At 68.8% G+C, this 18,760-nt stretch carries 19 protein-coding genes and 1 pseudogene; 11 read left to right on the plus strand and 9 right to left on the minus strand.

Annotated features, from left to right (window positions below):
• Positions 1-18 precede the first annotated feature (18 nt).
• From M3B11_RS07800 to M3B11_RS07815, 4 genes and pseudogenes are all read left to right on the plus strand, one after another.
• Positions 19-375 carry a metal-sensitive transcriptional regulator gene (locus tag M3B11_RS07800; protein ID WP_102162456.1) on the plus strand — a complete coding sequence of 119 codons (357 nt, stop codon included), beginning with the start codon at positions 19-21 and terminating at the stop codon, positions 373-375.
• Positions 376-389: 14 nt separating this feature from the next.
• A complete protein-coding gene (locus tag M3B11_RS07805; protein ID WP_102162457.1) occupies positions 390-602 on the plus strand; it encodes a heavy-metal-associated domain-containing protein in 213 nt (70 codons plus the stop codon).
• Complete coding sequence (locus tag M3B11_RS07810) at positions 602-2,860, plus strand: cation-translocating P-type ATPase (RefSeq protein ID WP_259876676.1); 2,259 nt, start codon at positions 602-604, stop codon at positions 2,858-2,860. The genes M3B11_RS07805 and M3B11_RS07810 overlap by 1 nt, the downstream gene beginning before the upstream one ends.
• Before the next feature lie 133 nt (positions 2,861-2,993).
• Positions 2,994-3,302: pseudogene (locus M3B11_RS07815) on the plus strand (Fic/DOC family N-terminal domain-containing protein); the annotation flags it as partial.
• A 39-nt stretch (positions 3,303-3,341) separates the two neighbouring features.
• Here M3B11_RS07815 and M3B11_RS07820 read toward each other — a convergent pair.
• Positions 3,342-3,617, minus strand: coding sequence for a DUF3021 family protein (locus M3B11_RS07820; RefSeq protein WP_259876678.1), 276 nt, complete (start codon positions 3,615-3,617; stop codon positions 3,342-3,344).
• Between the two features lie 68 nt (positions 3,618-3,685).
• Here M3B11_RS07820 and M3B11_RS07825 point away from each other — a divergent pair, with 68 nt between their 5' ends.
• The 3 genes from M3B11_RS07825 to M3B11_RS07835 all read left to right on the plus strand — a co-directional run bounded on the left by M3B11_RS07825 (position 3,686) and on the right by M3B11_RS07835 (position 6,613).
• The gene (locus M3B11_RS07825) at positions 3,686-4,300 is read left to right on the plus strand and encodes a hypothetical protein (RefSeq protein WP_259876686.1); all 615 of its coding nucleotides are present in this window, start codon (positions 3,686-3,688) and stop codon (positions 4,298-4,300) included.
• A gap of 100 nt (positions 4,301-4,400) precedes the next feature.
• Complete coding sequence (locus M3B11_RS07830; protein WP_259876688.1) at positions 4,401-5,315, plus strand: response regulator transcription factor; 915 nt, start codon at positions 4,401-4,403, stop codon at positions 5,313-5,315.
• 8 nt (positions 5,316-5,323) lie between these two features.
• A complete protein-coding gene (locus M3B11_RS07835; RefSeq protein WP_259876689.1) occupies positions 5,324-6,613 on the plus strand; it encodes a HAMP domain-containing sensor histidine kinase in 1,290 nt (429 codons plus the stop codon).
• Between the two features lie 342 nt (positions 6,614-6,955).
• Here M3B11_RS07835 and erm read toward each other — a convergent pair whose 3' ends face one another.
• From erm to M3B11_RS07855, 4 genes are all read right to left on the minus strand, one after another.
• The gene (gene erm / locus M3B11_RS07840) at positions 6,956-7,843 is read right to left on the minus strand and encodes a 23S ribosomal RNA methyltransferase Erm (protein WP_259876697.1); all 888 of its coding nucleotides are present in this window, start codon (positions 7,841-7,843) and stop codon (positions 6,956-6,958) included.
• A gap of 158 nt (positions 7,844-8,001) precedes the next feature.
• A complete protein-coding gene (gene otsB / locus M3B11_RS07845; RefSeq protein WP_259876703.1) occupies positions 8,002-10,776 on the minus strand; it encodes a trehalose-phosphatase in 2,775 nt (924 codons plus the stop codon).
• 103 nt (positions 10,777-10,879) lie between these two features.
• The gene (locus M3B11_RS07850) at positions 10,880-11,287 is read right to left on the minus strand and encodes an acyl-CoA thioesterase (protein WP_102162540.1); all 408 of its coding nucleotides are present in this window, start codon (positions 11,285-11,287) and stop codon (positions 10,880-10,882) included.
• 81 nt (positions 11,288-11,368) lie between these two features.
• Positions 11,369-12,064: a hypothetical protein gene (locus M3B11_RS07855; RefSeq protein ID WP_259876705.1), complete on the minus strand. Its 696-nt coding sequence runs from the start codon at positions 12,062-12,064 to the stop codon at positions 11,369-11,371.
• Between the two features lie 114 nt (positions 12,065-12,178).
• Here M3B11_RS07855 and M3B11_RS07860 point away from each other — a divergent pair, with 114 nt between their 5' ends.
• The 3 genes from M3B11_RS07860 to M3B11_RS07870 are packed head-to-tail and all read left to right on the plus strand — an operon-like array spanning position 12,179 to position 14,324.
• The gene (locus tag M3B11_RS07860) at positions 12,179-12,745 is read left to right on the plus strand and encodes a helix-turn-helix domain-containing protein (RefSeq protein ID WP_259876707.1); all 567 of its coding nucleotides are present in this window, start codon (positions 12,179-12,181) and stop codon (positions 12,743-12,745) included.
• A 53-nt stretch (positions 12,746-12,798) separates the two neighbouring features.
• Positions 12,799-13,929, plus strand: coding sequence for a serine hydrolase (locus M3B11_RS07865; RefSeq protein WP_259876708.1), 1,131 nt, complete (start codon positions 12,799-12,801; stop codon positions 13,927-13,929).
• On the plus strand, positions 13,926-14,324 hold the full coding sequence (locus M3B11_RS07870; protein ID WP_259876710.1) for a hypothetical protein: 399 nt from the start codon (positions 13,926-13,928) through the stop codon (positions 14,322-14,324). Before M3B11_RS07865 ends, M3B11_RS07870 begins: the two co-directional genes overlap by 4 nt.
• Before the next feature lie 4 nt (positions 14,325-14,328).
• Here M3B11_RS07870 and M3B11_RS07875 read toward each other — a convergent pair whose 3' ends face one another.
• Genes M3B11_RS07875 through M3B11_RS07885 form a run of 3 tightly spaced genes read right to left on the minus strand, consistent with a single transcriptional unit; the run spans position 14,329 to position 16,525 of the window.
• Complete coding sequence (locus tag M3B11_RS07875; protein ID WP_259876712.1) at positions 14,329-14,748, minus strand: ubiquinol-cytochrome c reductase iron-sulfur subunit; 420 nt, start codon at positions 14,746-14,748, stop codon at positions 14,329-14,331.
• Positions 14,745-15,416 carry a DUF421 domain-containing protein gene (locus M3B11_RS07880; RefSeq protein ID WP_259876714.1) on the minus strand — a complete coding sequence of 224 codons (672 nt, stop codon included), beginning with the start codon at positions 15,414-15,416 and terminating at the stop codon, positions 14,745-14,747. Before M3B11_RS07880 ends, M3B11_RS07875 begins: the two co-directional genes overlap by 4 nt.
• Positions 15,413-16,525 carry a phosphotransferase gene (locus tag M3B11_RS07885; RefSeq protein ID WP_259876719.1) on the minus strand — a complete coding sequence of 371 codons (1,113 nt, stop codon included), beginning with the start codon at positions 16,523-16,525 and terminating at the stop codon, positions 15,413-15,415. Before M3B11_RS07885 ends, M3B11_RS07880 begins: the two co-directional genes overlap by 4 nt.
• Before the next feature lie 70 nt (positions 16,526-16,595).
• Here M3B11_RS07885 and M3B11_RS07890 point away from each other — a divergent pair, with 70 nt between their 5' ends.
• Positions 16,596-17,897, plus strand: coding sequence for an aspartate aminotransferase family protein (locus tag M3B11_RS07890; protein ID WP_259876726.1), 1,302 nt, complete (start codon positions 16,596-16,598; stop codon positions 17,895-17,897).
• Positions 17,898-17,922: 25 nt separating this feature from the next.
• Here the strand turns inward: M3B11_RS07890 and M3B11_RS07895 are convergent, their stop codons facing one another.
• Positions 17,923-18,747, minus strand: a complete 825-nt coding sequence (locus M3B11_RS07895; RefSeq protein ID WP_259876728.1) for a trimeric intracellular cation channel family protein — start codon at positions 18,745-18,747, stop codon at positions 17,923-17,925.
• Positions 18,748-18,760: the final 13 nt, after the last annotated feature.

Raw genomic sequence — 18,760 nt, forward strand, 5'->3', positions numbered from 1 at the left:
AGGGTATAGAATCGCGTCATGACACAGACGAACCCAGCCCCCGCCTCGGGCCCGGACACGAACAGCCCGGCAGCCGGTGCCTACACCCCGGCGCCCCCGGGTTATCTGAAGGACAAGCAGGCCTTCCGCAACCGGGTCAAGCGCATCGAAGGACAGGTGCGCGGGATCGGCCGGATGATCGAAGAGGATACCTACTGCATCGACATCCTCACGCAGATCTCTGCCGCCACCGCCGCCCTGCACTCGGTGTCGGTCGAGCTGCTGCGCGAGCATATGGGTCACTGCGTCGTCTCCGCTGCCCAGGAGTCCCCGGAGGCAGCGGCCGCCAAGGTTGACGAGGCCACCGCCGCCATCCGACGGCTCATCAAGAGCTGAGAAGGGAGAATCCCATGCACACCACCACCATCACCGTTTCCGGCATGACCTGCGAGCACTGTGAGCGCGCCGTGAAGGAGGAGCTCAGCGCGCTCGACGGCGTCCGCAGCGTCGACGTCGACCTGGTCGCCGGCGGCGACTCGACCGTGCGCATCGCATCAGATGCCGAGCTCTCAGCTGTCGCCATCGAAGCCGCCGTCGATGAGGCCGGTTACGAGGTTCGCTGATGAGCGCCGGCCCCGCTGCCGATCGCACCCGTCCTGCCGAGCAGCCCCGCAGCGTCGATCTCGACATCACCGGGATGACGTGCGCGTCGTGTTCGGCGCGGATCGAGAAGAAGCTCAACCGACTCGACGGCGTCGAAGCGACCGTCAACCTGCCGCTCAACTCCGCCCGCGTCACCGCCGGCCCGGACGTCACCGATGAGCAGCTGACCGCTGCTGTCGAGAAGGCTGGATATTCGGCGACGGTGCGCGAGCCCATCGCCCCAGGCCGCGGCCCGGAGGTCATCGACTACGACCCACGGCACCTGCGCCCACGGCTCATCGGCTCGGCAATCCTCGGCCTGCCCGTCGTCGTCATCTCGATGGGCATGGGCTTAGGCATCCCCGGCTGGCAATGGCTCGTCGCCGCCCTCAGCCTGCCGGTCGTCACCTGGGGTGCGTGGCCGTTCTACACGGCTGCCTACAAGGCCGCGCGCGGCCGGTCGACGACGATGGACACGCTGGTGAGCGTCGGCGTCATCATCGCCACCGTCGTCTCACTCGTCGCACTCGCCCGGGCGGCTGCGGCCGGGCACCTGTGGCACATCCCGCACGACTACCACGTGTGGTTCGAAGCTGCGGTGGCGATCATCGTCTTCCTGCTCACCGGCCGGCTCATCGAGGAGCGCGCCAAGGGCCGGGCGACCGAGGCGCTGCGCGAGCTGCTGAGCCTCGGTGCCACCGAAGTGCGGGTGATCCGCGATGACGGCGAGGTCGAGGTGCCGATCGAGGACCTGGCCGCCGGCGAGGTGTTCCGCGTCCGCCCAGGGGAGAAGGTCGCCACGGATGGTGAGGTGGTCAGCGGGCATTCGGCGGTCGATGAGTCGATGCTCACCGGCGAGTCCGTGCCCGTCGAGGTCAGTCCCGGAGACACGGTCACCGGCGCGACGATCAACACCTCCGGGTCGCTCACCGTGCGCGCCACCCGGGTCGGTGCCGAGACGACGCTGGCACAGATGGCCGAGCTCGTCATCCGCGCCCAGACCGGAAAACCGCCGGTGCAGCGGCTGGCCGACCGGATCTCGGCAGTGTTCGTGCCGATCGTCTTCGTCATCGCCGCGGCGACCCTGCTCATCTGGGGCCTGGCGGCAGGCTCCTGGTCCGGCGGGCTCATCGCCGCGACGACGGTGCTCATCATCGCCTGCCCGTGTGCGCTCGGCCTTGCCACCCCGACCGCGATCGCCGTGTCCTCTGGGCGCGGCTCCCAGCTCGGGATCCTGGTGTCCGGGCCCGAGGTGATGGAATCGACTCGCAGCCTAAATACGATCGTGCTCGACAAGACCGGCACGATCACCGAGGGCCGCATGCAGGTGGCCGAATCCCAGCTCTCAGACGACGATTACGCGATCGCCGCGGCTGTCGAGGCGCATTCGGAGCACCCGATCGCCCAGGCCATCGCCGCCGCCGGCTCCGCAGCCCCCGCTGGCGCGGCCGGCACCTCTGGTACGGCCGCTCCGGCGATCGAGGTTACCGACTTCGCCAACATTCCCGGCGGCGGAGTGCGCGCCACCGCGACCACCGCCTCGGGAACGGGAGCATCTGCCGGCCCTGCCCACGCGGTGCTCATCGGGCGGCCGGGCCTGCTGCGCGAGCACGGCATCGACGTGCCCGCGGCCGAGGTCCCGGACCTGCCAGCGACGATCGTCGCCGTCGGCATCGACGGCCGGTTCGCCGGCTGCATCGCCGTCGCCGATGCGCTCAAGGACTCTGCGATTGCTGCAATCAAGCAGCTGCGCGAACTCGGGCTCGAGCCGATCCTGCTCACCGGTGACAACGTCCGGGTCGCCGAGGCGGTCGCCTCCGAGGTCGGGCTCGAGCGGGTGCATGCCGATGTCCGCCCCGACGGGAAGGTCGAGGTGGTCTCTGCGCTGCAGGCTGAGGGACGGTCGGTGGCGATGGTCGGCGACGGCGTCAACGACGCCGCGGCACTGACGCAGGCCGATATCGGCCTGGCGATGGGCTCGGGCACCGACACCGCGATCGCGGCCTCGGACATCACGCTCGTGCGCGATGACCTCGCACAGATCCCGCAGGCCATCCGGCTGTCCCGGCGGACCCTGGCGATCATCCGCGGCAATCTGTTCTGGGCCTTCGCCTACAACACCGCTGCGATCCCGATCGCCGCGCTCGGGCTGCTGAACCCGATGATCGCCGGTGCTGCGATGGCGCTGAGCTCGGTATTCGTCGTGCTCAACAGCCTGCGCCTGCTGCGCTTCCGTTGAGCTGAGCTCACCAGGGTATGCCCGCCGGGGCGCATTCACGGAGGACATGTAAAAGCGTTTGCACTGTTGCCCGGACATTGAAAGATTCAGGCGAAATCTTTCAATGTCCGGGGTTCGTCTTTAGACTCAGACCATGTCGTGGAATCCAGCGGTGCCCTACAACGAGCTGCCCTCACTGCCCGCAGCCGAGGTGCTCGAAACTCACCGGACCCTCAAGGCTGCCATCGGAGCGCGGGCGGCACTGGCCGGTCTCGACCAGGCGTGCAGAAGGATTCCGAACCCGGAAGTGCTCGTCAACTCGCTGCCCTACATCGAAGCGCAGGCCAGCTCCGAAATCGAGAACATCGTCACGACCACTGACGAGCTGCTGCGTTTCTCCCAAGTCGCCGATGCCTCAGCGTCTCCGGCAACAAAGGAGGCGTACCGTTACAGTCGCGCGCTCTTCGACGGTGCCGACTGGACGAATGCGCACACGCTCGGACTATTTCAGAACCGGGAACGACTTCTGATCGCCGTCGTCCTTGCGGGTGCTGATCCAGTTGAGCAGCGCGGTCACACCGAAGACGACGAGGAACGTGACGACGGTGTAGAGGCCGACGAGCCCCATCGCCTTGAGGCTCGACCAGGCGGCGGTGAAGAAGATCGTTGAGATGAGGACGATGCCAGCGGCAACGACACCGAACATGAAGGAGTCCTTGTAGCTCACGGTCGTGTTCGACGGGTATGCCGGGGAGTGGGAGTCCTGTTGATGAGCCATAGTGGCCACTATTCTACTCCGTACCGCTGCGGCGGGCGAGGCCGGGCGCAGCCTGGCACACTAGTGACATGACAGGACGAACACCCGCCAGCGCCGCAGCCCGGATCCGCAGCCGCTGCCGGCGTGCAGCCGCGGTGCTGAGCGTCGGTGTCTTCCTGCTCACCGGCTGCAGTCCCGACGGCGGGCTGCGCGTCGAGAGCCCCGAGGGCCAGCCGGTTCCCAGCGCCACCCGGCCGTCGGAGAACCTGCCTGTCGACGAACCGTTCTCCGCCGAAGAGATCCGGGAGGCCGCCGTCGATGACGCCGCGCTGGCCGCCGATGCCGCGCATGCCCAGGTGCTCGAGACCCTGCTGTACTGCACCGACTGCCTGACCCTGGGCGAACCGCTCATGGTCGGCGAGACGAAGTACCAGATCGCCCAGGTGACCACCCCGCGCGACGAACAGCGATTCGCTGGCCTGGTGGTGGGCGATGAAGACGGCAGGCCTGCCGTCAAGCTCGTCGTCTCGGGCACGGACCTGACGCTCACCCCCGGGCAGGGCGGTACGCTCGTGGCCCAGGAGTCGCTGTATCGCGACGGTGACAAGCGCTGCTGTCCCTCGGGCTGGTCGGTGCGCGTGTACCGGTATCATGACGGCCGGTTCGAGGGCGGGCAGCGGATCAGCCGCGACGGCGGGAAGTGACTCATCCCGCCTGAGACCCGCAGTCAGGGGCACGCCCCGTTAAGCTGTATGTCACACCCCTTCAGTACCGCGATTCATGTGCAGCGAAACGAGGTCCCTCATGCATATCGTGCTGGTCGAAGACGATGAGGTCATTCGCGAGACCACACAGATCTCCCTGGAGCGCTTCGGCTACACCGTCAGCGCGTTCGAAGACGGCCGCGACGGCTACGAGTTCGTCGCCTCCCACGGCGCTGACGTGGTGCTGCTCGACCTCATGCTGCCGACGATGAACGGCGCGTCGATCTGCCGGGCGATCCGCGAGAAGTCGACCGTGCCCATCATCATCATCTCCGCCCGCTCTGAGCCGATCGATATCGTCCAGTCTCTTGAGGCCGGCGCCGACGACTACCTCGTCAAGCCTTTCGACATGCAGGTCCTCAATGCCCGTATTCGGGCCGTGGTGCGCCGGTTCATCACCGCCGGCAACGAGCCGATGGGCTTCTCCCCCGACGAGATCGGCCCGCCGGCTGAGAAGACCGGCAGCGACGTCGGCACGACCGTCGGCCTCGACGGGATTCCCGAGGTGCTCGGTCCCTCCCCGGGACTGTCGAACCCGGGTTCGCACACGGCAACCGCCGAATCCTCCCCAGCGTCGGTCGCCGCACCTGCCGTCCCGACCGCTGCCATCGGGCCCCGCACAGGCCAGGCGATCCCCACCTCGGGCACGGATGCCGCCCACAGCGGGCACTATCGCACGCGGCTGGGTTCGCTGGTGCTCGACAGTGCACGGCTGACCGTGCTCGTCGATGGCAAGGAGGTGCATCTGACGCCGACCGAGCTGCGGGTGCTGCTCCTGCTGACCGAGGAGCCGGGGCATGTGTACTCGCGGGAGAAGATCGCCTACACCGTGTGGGGCTACGAGTGGGCCGGTGATTCGCGGGTTGTGGATGTCCACATCCAGCGGCTGCGCAAGAAGATCGGCGCGCGGATGATCGAGACGGTGCGCGGCTTCGGCTACAGGTTCGCCGGGTAGGGGCGCGCGTGTCGCTCAGGTGGAAGATCGTCCTCCTCATCGTCGTCTCCGTCATCATCGCGGTGCTGTCCTGCGGTGTCATCGTGCGGCAGTCCGCGGCGGCTGCCGAGGACGACCGGATGCGCCAGCGGGTCTCCGACCAGCTCGAAGACGCGATTTCGATCTACTCCGACACCGGTGTGCTGACCCTCAACACCACCGTCGACGACCCCGAGCTTCCCGATGAGGCGCAGACTGCCGCCCGCAAGGGCGAAAGCGTCACGATCCGCTCGACGGTCGACTGGCAGGAGACGATGTGGGCGGCCGCGCCGATCCAGGTCGGATCGCACACTGCGGTCATATCCGTGCGCAGCTCGACGGAGGAGTCGCAGAACCTGCTCAACGAGATCGACCGGGCGATCCTGCTCGGGATGATCGGCGCGGCCGTCGTCATCGGCGGCATCGGTTCGCTGGCTGCCGGGCAGATCTCCAGGCGCCTGACGCTCGGCGCGCAGGCGGCCCGCAAGATCGCCGGCGGGGACACCTCGGTGCGGATCTCGGACGTCATCGAGGCTGGTGACGATGAGGTCGCCGCCTTCGCTGAAGCTGCCGACACCGCCGTGTCACGGCTGGTCGAACGACTGGATTCCGAACAGCGATTCACCGCTGACCTCGCACATGAGATGCGCACGCCGCTCACCGGTCTGGTGAATGCGGCGAACCTGCTGGAGGAGGACTCCCGTCCTGCTGAACTCGTCAAGGAGCGGGTGAGCCGGCTGCAGGTGCTCGTCGAGGACCTGCTGGAGGTCTCGCGCTTGGATGCGGGGCAGGCGACCCCGTCGATTGCGCCGATGAACGTCGACAACTCCATTCGCTCGCTCGTCTCGACGCTGCAGGGCTCCGGTGCTCTGACCGGCCAGGAGATCGAGGTGGTCTGCGATTCCGACGGGCGGACGGTGATGACCGATCAGCGGCGCTTCGAACGCATCATCTCCAACCTCATCGTCAACTCCGTGCGTCACGGCAAGGCGCCGATCGTCGTGCGGACGACCCAGAGCTCGGTCATCGTCAGCGATGCCGGATCCGGGTACCCGGCAGATATCCTCGCCTCGGGCCCAACCCGGTTCGTCTCCTCCGGTGGCGGCGGCATGGGCTTGGGGCTCGTCATCGCCCAGGGCCAGGCGAAGCTGCTGGGCATGCACCTGCTGTTCCGCAACGCTCCAGACGGCGGGGCGGTCACCGAGGTGGTCTTCCCCGAGGCGCGGGTCGAGGAAAAGATCGTCAAGACCCATACCGGCGCGCTGCCCGAGGTGGGCTGAAGTCCCGGCCCCGAGGTGGGCGCGCAGCGGTGGCGGCAGCTGTTTTGCCGACATCCCGGCCGTCTTCGGTGAGGAAGACGAACCCGGTGCTTCCCTGACGGGCCCCAGGGAGGGAAAGCCCTCGATCGTGCTCAGCTGTGCGCCGAGCTCATCGGCCCCGGTTGCTCTGCCGGTCGCGGTATCGGTCTCGTACGCGTCGGGCATATCCGTCGCCACCATCACGGTCCCCTGTCACCGGGCAGTCACCTGCCCATTCGATGCGCACACCCACGCTAGACTCCGACACCGACATCGTGCGCTGACCTGCGACGATGGTGACCGGGAACTCGCTGGCCAGTCAGATCAGCGGCGGCCACCTCCTCGGGAACGGCCACCTCCTCGGGAACGGCCACCTCGGAAACGACCACCTCGGGAACGGGAGACCGCACCACCTGGTGACCAGCCGCAGCCGGCGACCAGCTTGTAGAGGCCAGCCCACTGCTCAGCCGACAGGTCCTTGGGCAGGGTGCTCGCGCCGAGGCGCTCGCGGGCCAGCCAGCCCTTGACCGCCTGACGGGCGCGCTGCTCGACAATCCGGCTGAGGATCTCCGGCAGCCCGCGGCCGCGGCCGGTGAACACCGCGTGGACGAACCCACGGTAGGCTCGCCGGTCGTTTTCGGCGAGCAGGGGCTCAGCGCGCCGAGTCATCCGCAACATCCCGCCGTCGACACTCGGCATCGGCCGGAAGGCACTGCGCGGCACCCGGCCGAGCAGTGTGAAGTCGATCCACGGCCACCATTGGGCGGTCATCATCGACGCACCGCCCACCCCGGCCCGACGCCGGGCGACCTCCCACTGCACGAGAAGCACTGCCTCCTGCCAGTGCGGGATCGGCAGGATGTGGCGCAGCATCGCCGTCGTCAGGTGGTACGGCAGATTGCCGACGATGACGCATCTGTCGGCCGGCAGATGCCAGCGCAGGAAGTCGGCGGTGACGATCTCGACCGGCGGCCCGCCGGTGGGTGCGGTGAGCTCGCGGCGCAGCGCGGCGGCGTTGCGAGGGTCGATCTCCACGGCAGTGAGAGGCCGGCCGAGCGCGGCGAGCCGGTGTGTCAGCGCTCCGCGGCCAGGCCCGATCTCGATGATCGGTCCGCGGGATTCGGCGACGGCGCCGATGAGGGTGGTGATGGTGTGTGAGTCGATGAGGTAGTTCTGGCCGTGCTCATGACGGCCGCCACGATACGTGGGCATGATGTGGGACGCTCCGAAGAAGTCTGGCGTCCGGGCAGCTCAATGTCTCCGCCCGGCTGGTCACAGCGGAGCGGCGAAACCTGGGAATGGGGAATTCGAAGAAGGGTCCGCCGCTCAGAAGCGGAGACGGCCCCAAACGATAGCCTCAGTTGCTGACATCATGATGACACTGATGATACCGGTCCCGAGGCGGTGGTGTCGATGTCGACCTCGTCGAGGCCGTCGTCGTCGAGTTCGGCATCGGAGGCCACATCGAGTAGCTCGTCGAGCTGCTGGGCAACACGGATGTAGCCCAGGTGCGAGTACGCTTGCGGGTGGTTGCCCAGGTGCTGTTCGGCGATCGGCTCGTACTCCTCGGGGAACAGGCCGGTGGGCCCCATGAGGTTGTCGAGCCGCCGGAACAGGTCGCGGGCATCGGCGATCCGCCCGACCTTGATGAAGGCCTCGATGAGCCAGGTGGTGCAGATGTGGAAGCCGCCCTCGAGCCCGGGCAGCCCGTCATCGTAGTGGTAGCGGAACACCGTCGGCCCGACCCGCAGGTCGCGTTCGATCGCGTCGACGGTGGCGATGAACCGCTCATCGTCAGCCGGCAGCAGGCCGGAGAGCCCGACGAACAGGCAGGCCGCGTCGAGGTCGTCCTCGCCGTAGGCCACCGTGTAGGCGCCGACCTTCTCGTTCCAGCCGCGGGTGATGACGTCCTCGGCGATGGTTTCGCGCAGCCGCCGCCACGCCCCGGGCATCGTGCGGCCGAACCGCTCGGCGATCCGGATCGCGCGGTCGACGGTCACCCAGCACATCACCTTGGTGTACACGTTGTGCTTCGGGGCCCGGCGGGCCTCCCAGATGCCGTGGTCGGGTTCGTGCCAGCGGCGCTCAACGGCGGTGACCATATCGCAGGTGAGCTTCCAGTTCTCCTCCGACAGCGTGCCGACGGCAGCGGTGAAGTCGTCGAGCAGCTCGGTGACCGGGCCGAACACGTCGAGCTGCACCTGATGCTCAGCGGCGTTGCCCACCCGCACCGGCCGCGAGCCGGCATAGCCGGGCAGATGCTCCAGCACCGCCTCAGTCGTGAGTGCAGAGCCGTCGACGGCGTACAGCGGGTGGAGCTGCTCGGGCCCGACCGTCATCTCCAGGATCCCGGCCAGCCACGCCAGGAAGCCCTCCGCCTCGGCGGTGGAGCCCAGGCTCAGCAGGGTGCGCACGGTCATCGATCCGTCGCGCAGCCAGCAGTAGCGGTAGTCCCAGTTGCGGATGCCGCCGATCCCCTCAGGCAGGGAGGAGGTTGCGGCGGCAAGCACCCCGCCGGTGGGCATGTGGCACAGGGCGCGCAGAGTGATCGCCGAGCGGGTGACCTCGTCGGTCTTGAGTTCGGGCAGGGTGAGGCCGGTGACCCAGTTGCGCCAGTAGCCGGCCGCGCGCCGGCGCACGAAGGACTCTCCACCGGCGAGCAGGTAGTCGGTGTCGGCGAACGACCCGCCGCACACGAGCACCAGCACGAGTTTGGCGCGCTCCGGCGTGGTCGGCACGACGCGGGCGACGGCGGTGTCGGAGCCGTCTTCGCTGATGATGTCGAAGTCAACTCCCGGTGCGTGGAGCATCACCGGCTCCGAGGTGCCGAGCACCCGCACACCGTCGCCGACCTTCTCCAGCCGGATCGGGTATGAGCCGAAGTCCGGGCGCGGGGCGAAGCGGATCTCTGCCTCGGCGTCGCCGGTGAGCACGCGCACGAGCACGGTGTCGAGGCTGTCCTCGGGCACCGGGGCGAGGTAGTCGCGGGCGGTGAGCCCGGCCCACCGGGTCTCGACGATGGCGGTGTCGCGCTGGTAGCGCTGGGTCAGCGATTTCTGCTTGCGTCCGGCCGCGCCCGAGGCGGTGGCTGGGGCGACCGAGTAGTAGCCGGCGGCTGGTGAGCCGAGGATCTCGGAGAACAGGGAGGCCGAATGGGGCAGCGGGTGCGGCATCCAGCAGATCCGGCCGCCGGGGTCGATGAGCGCGGTCGACTGCCCGTTCGCGAGCATCGAATGCCGTTCGATCGGCACGGCGGTCTGGCCGAACAGCCAGGAGCGGCGCAGCTCGAAGATGCTCGAGAGCACGAGCGAGACGGTGTCGGGGTCGGCGAGCTGGAAGCTTGCGGCGGTGTCGACGCAGGGGCGGCCGGAGACGGCCTTGCGGCGATCGAGCGGGGCGACCGTGATGCCCAGGTCGGTGCTCGTCAGGGTCTCCAGGGCCCGCTCATCGGAGGTGTCGTCGCCGATGTAGACGACCGCGGCCGCTCCGAGGCGTTCGCGCAGCCCATTCAGCGCCTCGCCCTTGGTGGATTCGACGACAGTGAGGTCGGCGACCTCCTTGCCGCGGACGACGGACACGGCGACGTGCCGGGCCATCTGCGCGATGCCGGCTTCGACGACGGCGCGGGCATCGGGGTCGAGGCCGCGCAGGTGCACGGCCACACCCGTGGGTTTGAGCTCGAACTGCGCCTCGGGCACCATCCGCGCCAGCGAGGCCACCGACTGCTGCAGCTCCTTCAACGCCGCCTTCGCCTCGGCGTCGAGGGCGTCGATGGCGTCGATGTCGGTCTCAGAGCCGTGGGAGCCGACGAGATGGACCTCACGCGGCAGCCGCGACATCGCTGCGAGGTCGCGCAGGGACCGGCCGGAGATGACCGCGGCGTTGGTGTCGGGCAGGGCGGCGAGCGCGCGCATGCTGATGAGGCTGATGGGCAGCGGGTAGGCGTGGGTGGGCTTGTCGACGATCGGGGCGATGGTGCCGTCGTAGTCGGTGGCGATGAGCAGCTTGGGGGTGCGGGCCAGGCGGACGATCTCTGCGAACAGCTCAGCGTCGAGAGTGCGGGCGGCCTCGGCGAGGTCGCCGAGCGGGCCCGAGGTGGGGGCTGCGGGATCCCAGGAGTCGAGCAGGTCGAGAGATGCGGTCATGGTGTCCTCGTGGTGCAGGTGGTGCGGCGCGCCCGGCGGGCAAAGCGCATTCAGTGTAGTGGCTTGCCCACGCCCAGGCGAACGGCCGCCTGCCGCCGGTGTCTCAGCGCCTGCCGAGCAGGTGGTCGGGGAAGCGGTCGCGTTCGTAGGTGACGGTGTCGTAGCCGTGTTCGACGGGCTGGCCGTGCTCGTCGAGGCCGACGAAGACGATCTTGTCGATCGAGAGGATGATCTCGCCGGTGATGATGTTGCGGACCTGGCAGCGCATCGTCAGGGAGGTGCGCCCGAACTTCACCGCCACCAGCCCGATCTCGATGATGTCGCCCTGGGTGGCGGAGGCGAGGAAGTTGATCTCGGAGATGAACTTCGTCACGATCCGCTGGTTGCCCAGCTGGATCATCGCGTAGACGACGGCTTCGTCGTCGATCCAACGCAGCAGCGAGCCGCCGAACAGGGTGCCGTTGGCGTTGAGGTCTTCGGGCCGCACCCATTTGCGGGTGTGGAAGTTCATCGCCGGGCGGCCGGCCTTATCGCGGGCAGTCGCGTCGTCGGTGCCGGGCAGTGGGTTCGTCGCGTCGCTCATGTGCCCAGTCTAGGCATCGGGGTTCGCGGCGGGGTCGGTGGCCGGTCCCGAGGCGGTGGTGCGGCGGGCCTGTGAGCGGCGGGAGTAGCCGCCGAGCATGTAGAGCACGCCGGAGGCGAGCATGGCGGCGCCGGTGAAGCCGATGACGGTCAGTGCTCCCATATCGTCGCCGAAGGCGATGATGATGCCGATGAGGGCGTGGATGCCGCCGACGATGAGGAAGTCCGAGGAGCTCGGCAGGCTGCGCACCATTGACCACAGCCAGAGTTCGCAGGCGGCGTGCAGCAGCGCCCACACTGCGACGGCGGCGCGCAGCTGGCCGGGCTGTTCGGCGAGGAAGAGGAAGATGATCGCCGGGATGACGATGACCGCCTGGCCGAGCACAGGTGTGCGGGCGGAGGTGGTGACGGCGCGGGCGAAGCCGAGGATGAGCAGACCCTGGACGACGAGATAGGTGATGAGCAGGTAGTCGGCGGTGTCGACGCGCAGGGCGAGCTGGGCGGGGCCGCCGATCTGCTCACGCGGGAAGAACACGGTGACGATGCCGAAGAGAAACGCTGCGGCGCCGCGGGCGAACATCCACGTGCCGCGGGCGGACTGCCCGGCGCGGATCTCAGCGGGGCTGGCTGCCTCGTCTGCGCTGTGCGCCTCATCTGCGCTGGGCGCCTCGTCCGGCTCTGGTGCTCCTGCGGGGGTATCAGACATCACCGCCCAAGTGTAGCGGCAGGCCCAGGCGGTGCGGGTGCCAGCGTCGACGGGCTTGACCCCGCCGATAAATCCATACTTTCAATAATTCCGTATTTCTTATATAACTGGAGCATGACCGATTCTGCTCCCGATGCACTGCGTGAGCGGCTCAACGCGCTCGAAGAGCGCATCGCTGTCCTCGAAGCACGCCAGCCCAGCGTTGCCGCCGACCCAGCATCCGGTGACCCCATTGCACCGCACGGATCTGAGGCGAAGCCGGCGGTGGATCCGGCGCGCAGCACGCTGTGGGCGCTCGAGGGTCTCGAACAGGCCACGGGCGGGGCCGGCGGAATCGTGTTCGCCGGTGATCTGCCGCAGACCCCGGCCGGTCCGGTGTCGTGGCAGTACGGGCGGCCGGCCAGCTACATCGACGACCTCGACTTCACCACCGCGGCCACCACGCTCGACGCCCTCGGCCACCCGGTGCGGCTGGGACTGCTGCAGGAGATCTACCGCGGCACCACTTCGGTCACGGGCCTGTCCGAACTCGGCGTCTTCGGCTCGACCGGCCAGATCTACCACCACCTCCAGCAGCTGGCGAGCGCCGGCTGGCTCGAATCACCGCAGCGCGGGCAGTGGCGCATACCCGTCGAGCGCGTCATCCCGGTTCTCACGATCATCATGGCCGCGGTCGGCTGAGCCGCCCTGCCACCGACTCACCGTTCTCCGTCAGCTACGAACAGGACACACGCATGGCACGCCGCACCCCGCCCACCGCGCACCCGAACACCGCCCGCACGCCGCGGCGCTGGCTGTGGCCCGGCGCAGCCGCACTCGCCGCGGCGCTGCTGCTCACGGGCCTGTCCCCGCTGTTTCCGCGCCTCGGCGGCAGCACCGGGGACGCAGAGCTCGGTGAGGAGATCATCGAGATCCTCGGCTCCCATCAGCGCCATCATGTGGCGATCGCCCGGCTGAGCGCAGACGGCGGTGGGCCGCGGTTCGCCGGCTTCGGCGCCGATGAGAACACCGAGTTCGAGATCGGCTCGGTGACGAAGACCTTCACCGGCGTGCTGCTCGGCCAGGCGATCGAGAAGGAGGAGGTGACCCTCGACACGACGCTCGGCGACATCTTCGGCGACGAGGCCGGCGGGGCAGCTGAGATCACGCTCATGCAGCTGACGACCCACACCTCGGGACTGCCGCGCCAGGAGCCCAGCGGACCGCTCACACCCCTCATCGCCCAGGTGCTGCACACCGACCCGTACCAAACCTCCGAAAGCGAACTTCTCGCCGGGCTGGAGTCGCTCGACGCGCCCAAGCCGGTCGATCCGGATGCCGGCGATGGCGAATACTCGAACTACGGAGTCGCGCTGCTGGGGCTCGCCCTGGCCGAGGCGGCCGGCACGGATTACCCCACCCTGCTGCAGGAGCGGATCTTCGAGCCGCTGGGCATGTACGACAGCTATCTGCCGGTCACTCGCGACGGCTTAGCCGCCGATGCTCCGCACGGCTACGCTGCCGGCGGCGTCCCCGCCTCACCGTGGACGATGAACGCCAACGCACCGGCCGGCGGGATCCGTTCGACTGCGGCCGATATGACCCGCTACGTGCAGGCGGTGATGACCGGTGAGCTGGCCGGCGCGGAGCAGGCCACGACCCGACATGCGCTGCTGCGCGAGGGTCAGGAGATCGGCTTCAACTGGATGCTGCGGGTTCCGGATGCCGGTGAGAAGCACGTGATACTGCACAACGGCGGCACCGGCGGCTTCAGCTCGATCGTCGGCTTCACCCCTGAGGGCGAGGCTCTCATCGTGCTCTCGGACACGAGTCGCTCGGTCGACGATGCACTCGACGTCCTCATCGACGGAAAGGAGCAGTCATGAGCACGATCTTCGCGATCTTCTTCCTCGCATTCATCCTCGCCTGCGCCGGGCAGGCCGTCTGGCGCGTCATCCGCGCGCGCCACGCAGTGGCAGAAGGCGGCCAGGATGTCCCCGTCTCGCGGATGGGGCTGTTCGTCGGCATCATCGCTGCCGTCACAGTGTTCATCATGCAGTGGATGCTCGTGAGCCTGCCCAGCTGGGCGTATCTCATCTGGGTGCCGGCAGCACTGGCCGTCGTCTTCGCCGCCTTCGAGGCCGCACGCCTCGGCCCGCAGCTGCCATGGCTGCGTCCCGGGCGCGCTCGCTCGGACCTCGTCGCGGCCGGCGGTGAGGCGATCTTCTCCGTCCTCGTCATCGCAGCCGCGGTCGCCTCTGTCGTCCTGGCGCTGCGGTGAGACCTCAGGCGTCTCCGGTCATGCTGATGGTCAGCTCATCGCCTGACTGCGTGATCTTCGCGGCGGCTAAGCCGCTTTCGGCTGGGCCGGAGAGCGGTTCTCCTGTCTTCGGGTCGAACCGGGAGCTGTGACAGGGGCAGATGATCTCCTCCTCCGTCACCGTCTGCACCAGGCAGCCCTGGTGCGGGCAGATCGCGTTGAACGCGTGGAAGTCCCCCTCGGCCGGCTGGGCGACGACATACCGGTCGTCGACGACGACACCTGAGCCGACCGGCACCTCGGCCGCGGCCACGGTCGAGGGCTCGACGATGTCGTCGTCGGCGCTCGAGCAGCCTGACAGCGCTGCAGTGCCGCCGATGCTGGCGGCACCGCCGGCCAGGGCTGACAGCCGCACCATACGCCTGCGGCTCATCTCGTTGCTCATGCGTTCTCTTCTCCTGTCCTGCTCTCCCCTCGCGGGGTCACGGTGTCCTCGATGACGAACCTGCCGCTGCCGCCGGGGCTCGTCCAGTTCCCGCGCAGCGCATCGGCTTCGTCGACGCCCTGCATCATCGTGCGGTCGACCGGCGTGCCGACGGGGATGACGCTCAGAGTCCCGCTCGGCTCCAGGATGACACACTGGGCGTCCTGCAGCCGTCCCAGCCCCGCCCTGCGCAGGGCGATCTGCACATCATCGGCGGTGACGTGCACGCGCCGCATCACCCGGGTGAGCATCGCGCCGTGGGCAACGATGAGGATCGGCTGGTTGTTCAGCGCCCGGTGCATCGGCAGGGAACTGCGCAGCGCCCCGAACAGCGCCTCCAAGCACATGAGGGTGACGAGCCCGATCGCACCGGCCGAGACCGTCGGCGGGTGGCCGATGATGACCCGGCCGGCGACCGCGCCGACCATGATGGCGACCACAGCGTCGAAGCTCGTGATGCCGGAGAGGACGCGGGCACCGAAGATCCGCAGCAGGACGACGAAGACGGCGTAGATGAGGATCGCGGAGACGATGACGACGGGGATCCGCCACAGTTCGATGCCGAGCGTCTCGAACAGCGCTGCCTGCCAGCCCTGCGGCGGAGCCAGCGACACGACAGCAGGGGTCATCGAAGCACCTCACGCAGCACCGGCCAGGTGCGCTTCATCCGCTCCCGCCCGTAGGCGGCGCGCGGATCATCGGGCCGGGCGGTGAGTGTGCGGGAGGTCCAGATGCAGGCATTGAGGCACAGCCGGGTGAACGCGGCGTGCTCGATGAGGCCGAGCTCGGTGTCCGTCAGCTCGGCGGGCGTGCCGGCGGCAGCGGTCTGATAGGCGGCCACGACCTGGCGCAGCGCTGTCAGCGGCCGGTCCGTGCCGAGCATCGTATAGGCCGCCGCGATCGCCAGCTCGGCCACGCGCGGGGCAGTGCGCGCATCGCCGAAGTCGATGATCCCGCTGATCTGTCCGTCGGCGACGAGCAGATTGAAGTCATTGAGGTCCTGGTGGACGACCTGCCTCTCAAGCCCGTCCAGCTGCGGGACGATGTCGGCCTCGAAGCGCTGCGCGGCCGCCCGGGCGAGGGCGAGGTCGCCGGAGAGCTGGCCGCTGAGCTCGGCCGCAACCTGGCCGGCGGCTTCGAGGCTGGCGATGCGCTGGCAGGCGAAGAGGACGTTGGCACCGGTGGTCTCGAACGACCAGGGGTGCACCATGGGGCCGGGTTCCCCGGTCATGCCCGCCAGTGCGTTGACCACCTCGGCGGCCGTCCGGCCCACCTGGGCGGGGTAGTCCTCGGGCAGGTGCGCGCCAGCAGCCACCCGGCCGGGCAGGTACTCCTGGATGCGCATGAGCGCCGGCTGCGTCCCCGCAGGGACGTCGACGCTGGCGACGAAAGGCCGGTGCTCTTCCCCCGACCGGGTGAGACCCGCCTCGGCGACCCCCGTCGCGGCGACCCCCGCCTCGGCGGCGGCGTCCGTCCGGGCAGGCACCTGGCCGGCGACCGGCAGGCCGGCCCGGGCAGCGGTCTCCTGCACGCGGGTGATCCAGTCGATGTGGCCTGGGCCCATCGTGCGGGTGGGGTATTCGGCCTTGAGCACGTAGTCGCGGCCGGCGGCGTGCAGGCGGACATTGATGGCGATCTCACCGGGCAGGAACTCGCCGACCTCGGCGTCGATGCCGAAGTGGGTGCGGCAGATCTCGGTGAGCTCTGCGGCGGTGAGCGCGTGCAGCGGCCGGTTCATATGTTCAGGGTATCTGTTCGGACCGGCGGAATCTGTACCGTTCGGGCTGAGGATGTGGGACGCTGGGGCCATGGCGCAGATGCACATGGCCAACGCCTTCGATCCCGAATCCGCTGCCGAGGTGCCGGCACGCACGGCTGCCCTGCTCGCCCGGCGCGACGCCGCGCTGTCATCGAGCTACCGGCTGTTCTACCGGGAGCCGCTCGAAGTGGTGCGCGCCGAAGGCGCATGGCTGTACGACTCCACCGGCCGCCCCCACCTGGACATGTACAACAACGTCCCGGCGATCGGGCATGCGCACCCGGCCGTGACCGAGGCGGTGACCGCGCAGCTGTCGCGTTTGAACACGCACACCCGGTATCTGACCGAGGGGATCCTCGACTACTCCGAGGCCCTGCTGGAGACCTTCCCGGCGGCGCTGGACCAGGTCACCTATGCCTGCTCCGGATCCGAGGCGGTGGATCTGGCGGTGCGGATGGCCCGGTTCGCCACCGGGCGTGAGGGTGTCATCGTCTCCGCGCACGCCTACCACGGCACGACCGCGCTGGCGGCGAGCCTGTCGCCGAGCCTGGGGGTCAACAACCCCGTCGCCGAGGCGGTGGCGACTGTCGACATGCGTCCGGGGATGAGCGTGGAGAGGCTGGCCGCCGAGGTACGGGCGGCAGCAGCCGATCTGGAGGCGCGCGGGCACGGGGTGGCTGCGGTGATCTTCGATTCGATCTTCTCCTCCGACGGGGTGCTGCCCGAACCGGTGGGCGGCTTAGCCGCTGCTGCGGATGTGGCTCGGGCGTTCGGAGGGTGTGTCATCGCCGATGAGGTGCAGCCCGGGTTCGGGCGCACCGGCACGATGTGGGGGTTCTCGCGGCACGGACTCACGCCGGATCTCGTTGTGCTCGGCAAGCCGATGGGCAACGGGATGCCGATTTCGGCGGTCGTCAGCCGGCGGGAGATCTCCGATGCGTTCGGCACCAGCGTGCGCTACTTCAACACCTTCGGCGGCAATCCGGTGTGCATCGCGGCAGCCCAGGCAGTCCTCGATGTCATCACCGGGTCGCTGCTGGCCCGGCATGCAGAGCAGCTCGGGCAGGTGCTCGCCGACGGCTTAGCCGTTCGTGCCGAGCGCACCGACCTGCTCGGTGATGTGCGGGCGGCCGGGCTGTTCGTCGGCGTCGATGTGCGCGGGTCCAGCGAGTGGCCACCGGCTGAGACCGCTGCGGCGATCGTCAACGGGCTGCGGCAGCGCCGCGTGCTCATCTCCGCCTCGGGACCGGGTGCCGATGTGCTTAAGATCCGCCCACCGCTGGTCTTCGATGAGGCCGAAGCCAAGGTGTTCTTCGCAGCGCTCGACGACACGCTCGAGGAGCTGAGCTGATCCTGCGACGCGCCCCGCGGGGACGTCACCTGCCTGCGCTGGGTGGGCGGCCATCGTCGCCGGTCTCCCCCGCCTCGGGCGCGGTGTCCGTTCCCGAGGCGGTGGTGCCCTCGGATGTGACCTCGTCGATGACCTCGCGGGCGACCTCGCGGGCGGTTTCCGTGGCCCGGCGGACCGGTGCGCGGAAGGCTGAGGCGGTGCGCTTCATGCCCGCGCCTACCCCGCGGTAGCTCCATCCGCGGATGCTGCCTGGGGCCCGCCAGCCGCGGAACCAGGCGGTGAGCCGGAAGGCGAAGACGACGCTGGCGGCGGCAATCGTCACCCACACGTTCCAGATGCTCGTCTGCTGGCCGAGTGGTGCCAGCAGGGCGCCGCAGAAGGCGGGGATGATGTAGAGCTCGGAGCCGGAGAACACGGCCGGGATCTCGTTGGCAACGACATCGCGCATGAGACCGCCGCCGACGGCGGTGATGATGCCGAGCATGATCGACCCGTAGACGTTCATGCCGTGCTCCAAGGCGATGATCGTGCCGGTGGTGCAGAACAGCGCGAGGCCGGCGGCATCGAAGATGACGATCGGCAACCGGGCGCGTTCGGTGTGCCGGCCGATGAAGTAGACGACGAGGACAGCCAGCAGCGGGATGAGCAGGTAGATCGGCTCGCGCAGGGACGTCGGCACCTCACCGAGGACGACATCGCGGATGATGCCGCCGCCCAGGCTAGCGAGGTAGCCGAGCACCACTCCGCCGGTGATGTCGAAGTCCTTGCGCGCGGCGAGCAGGTTGCCCGAGATCGCGAAGGCGAAGACGCCGACGAGCTCCAAGACGAACAGTGCGACTGAGACGTTCACGGCCTCAGCCTAT

This window comes from Brevibacterium sp. p3-SID960 (assembly GCF_025144725.1).
Lineage (GTDB): Bacteria > Actinomycetota > Actinomycetes > Actinomycetales > Brevibacteriaceae > Brevibacterium.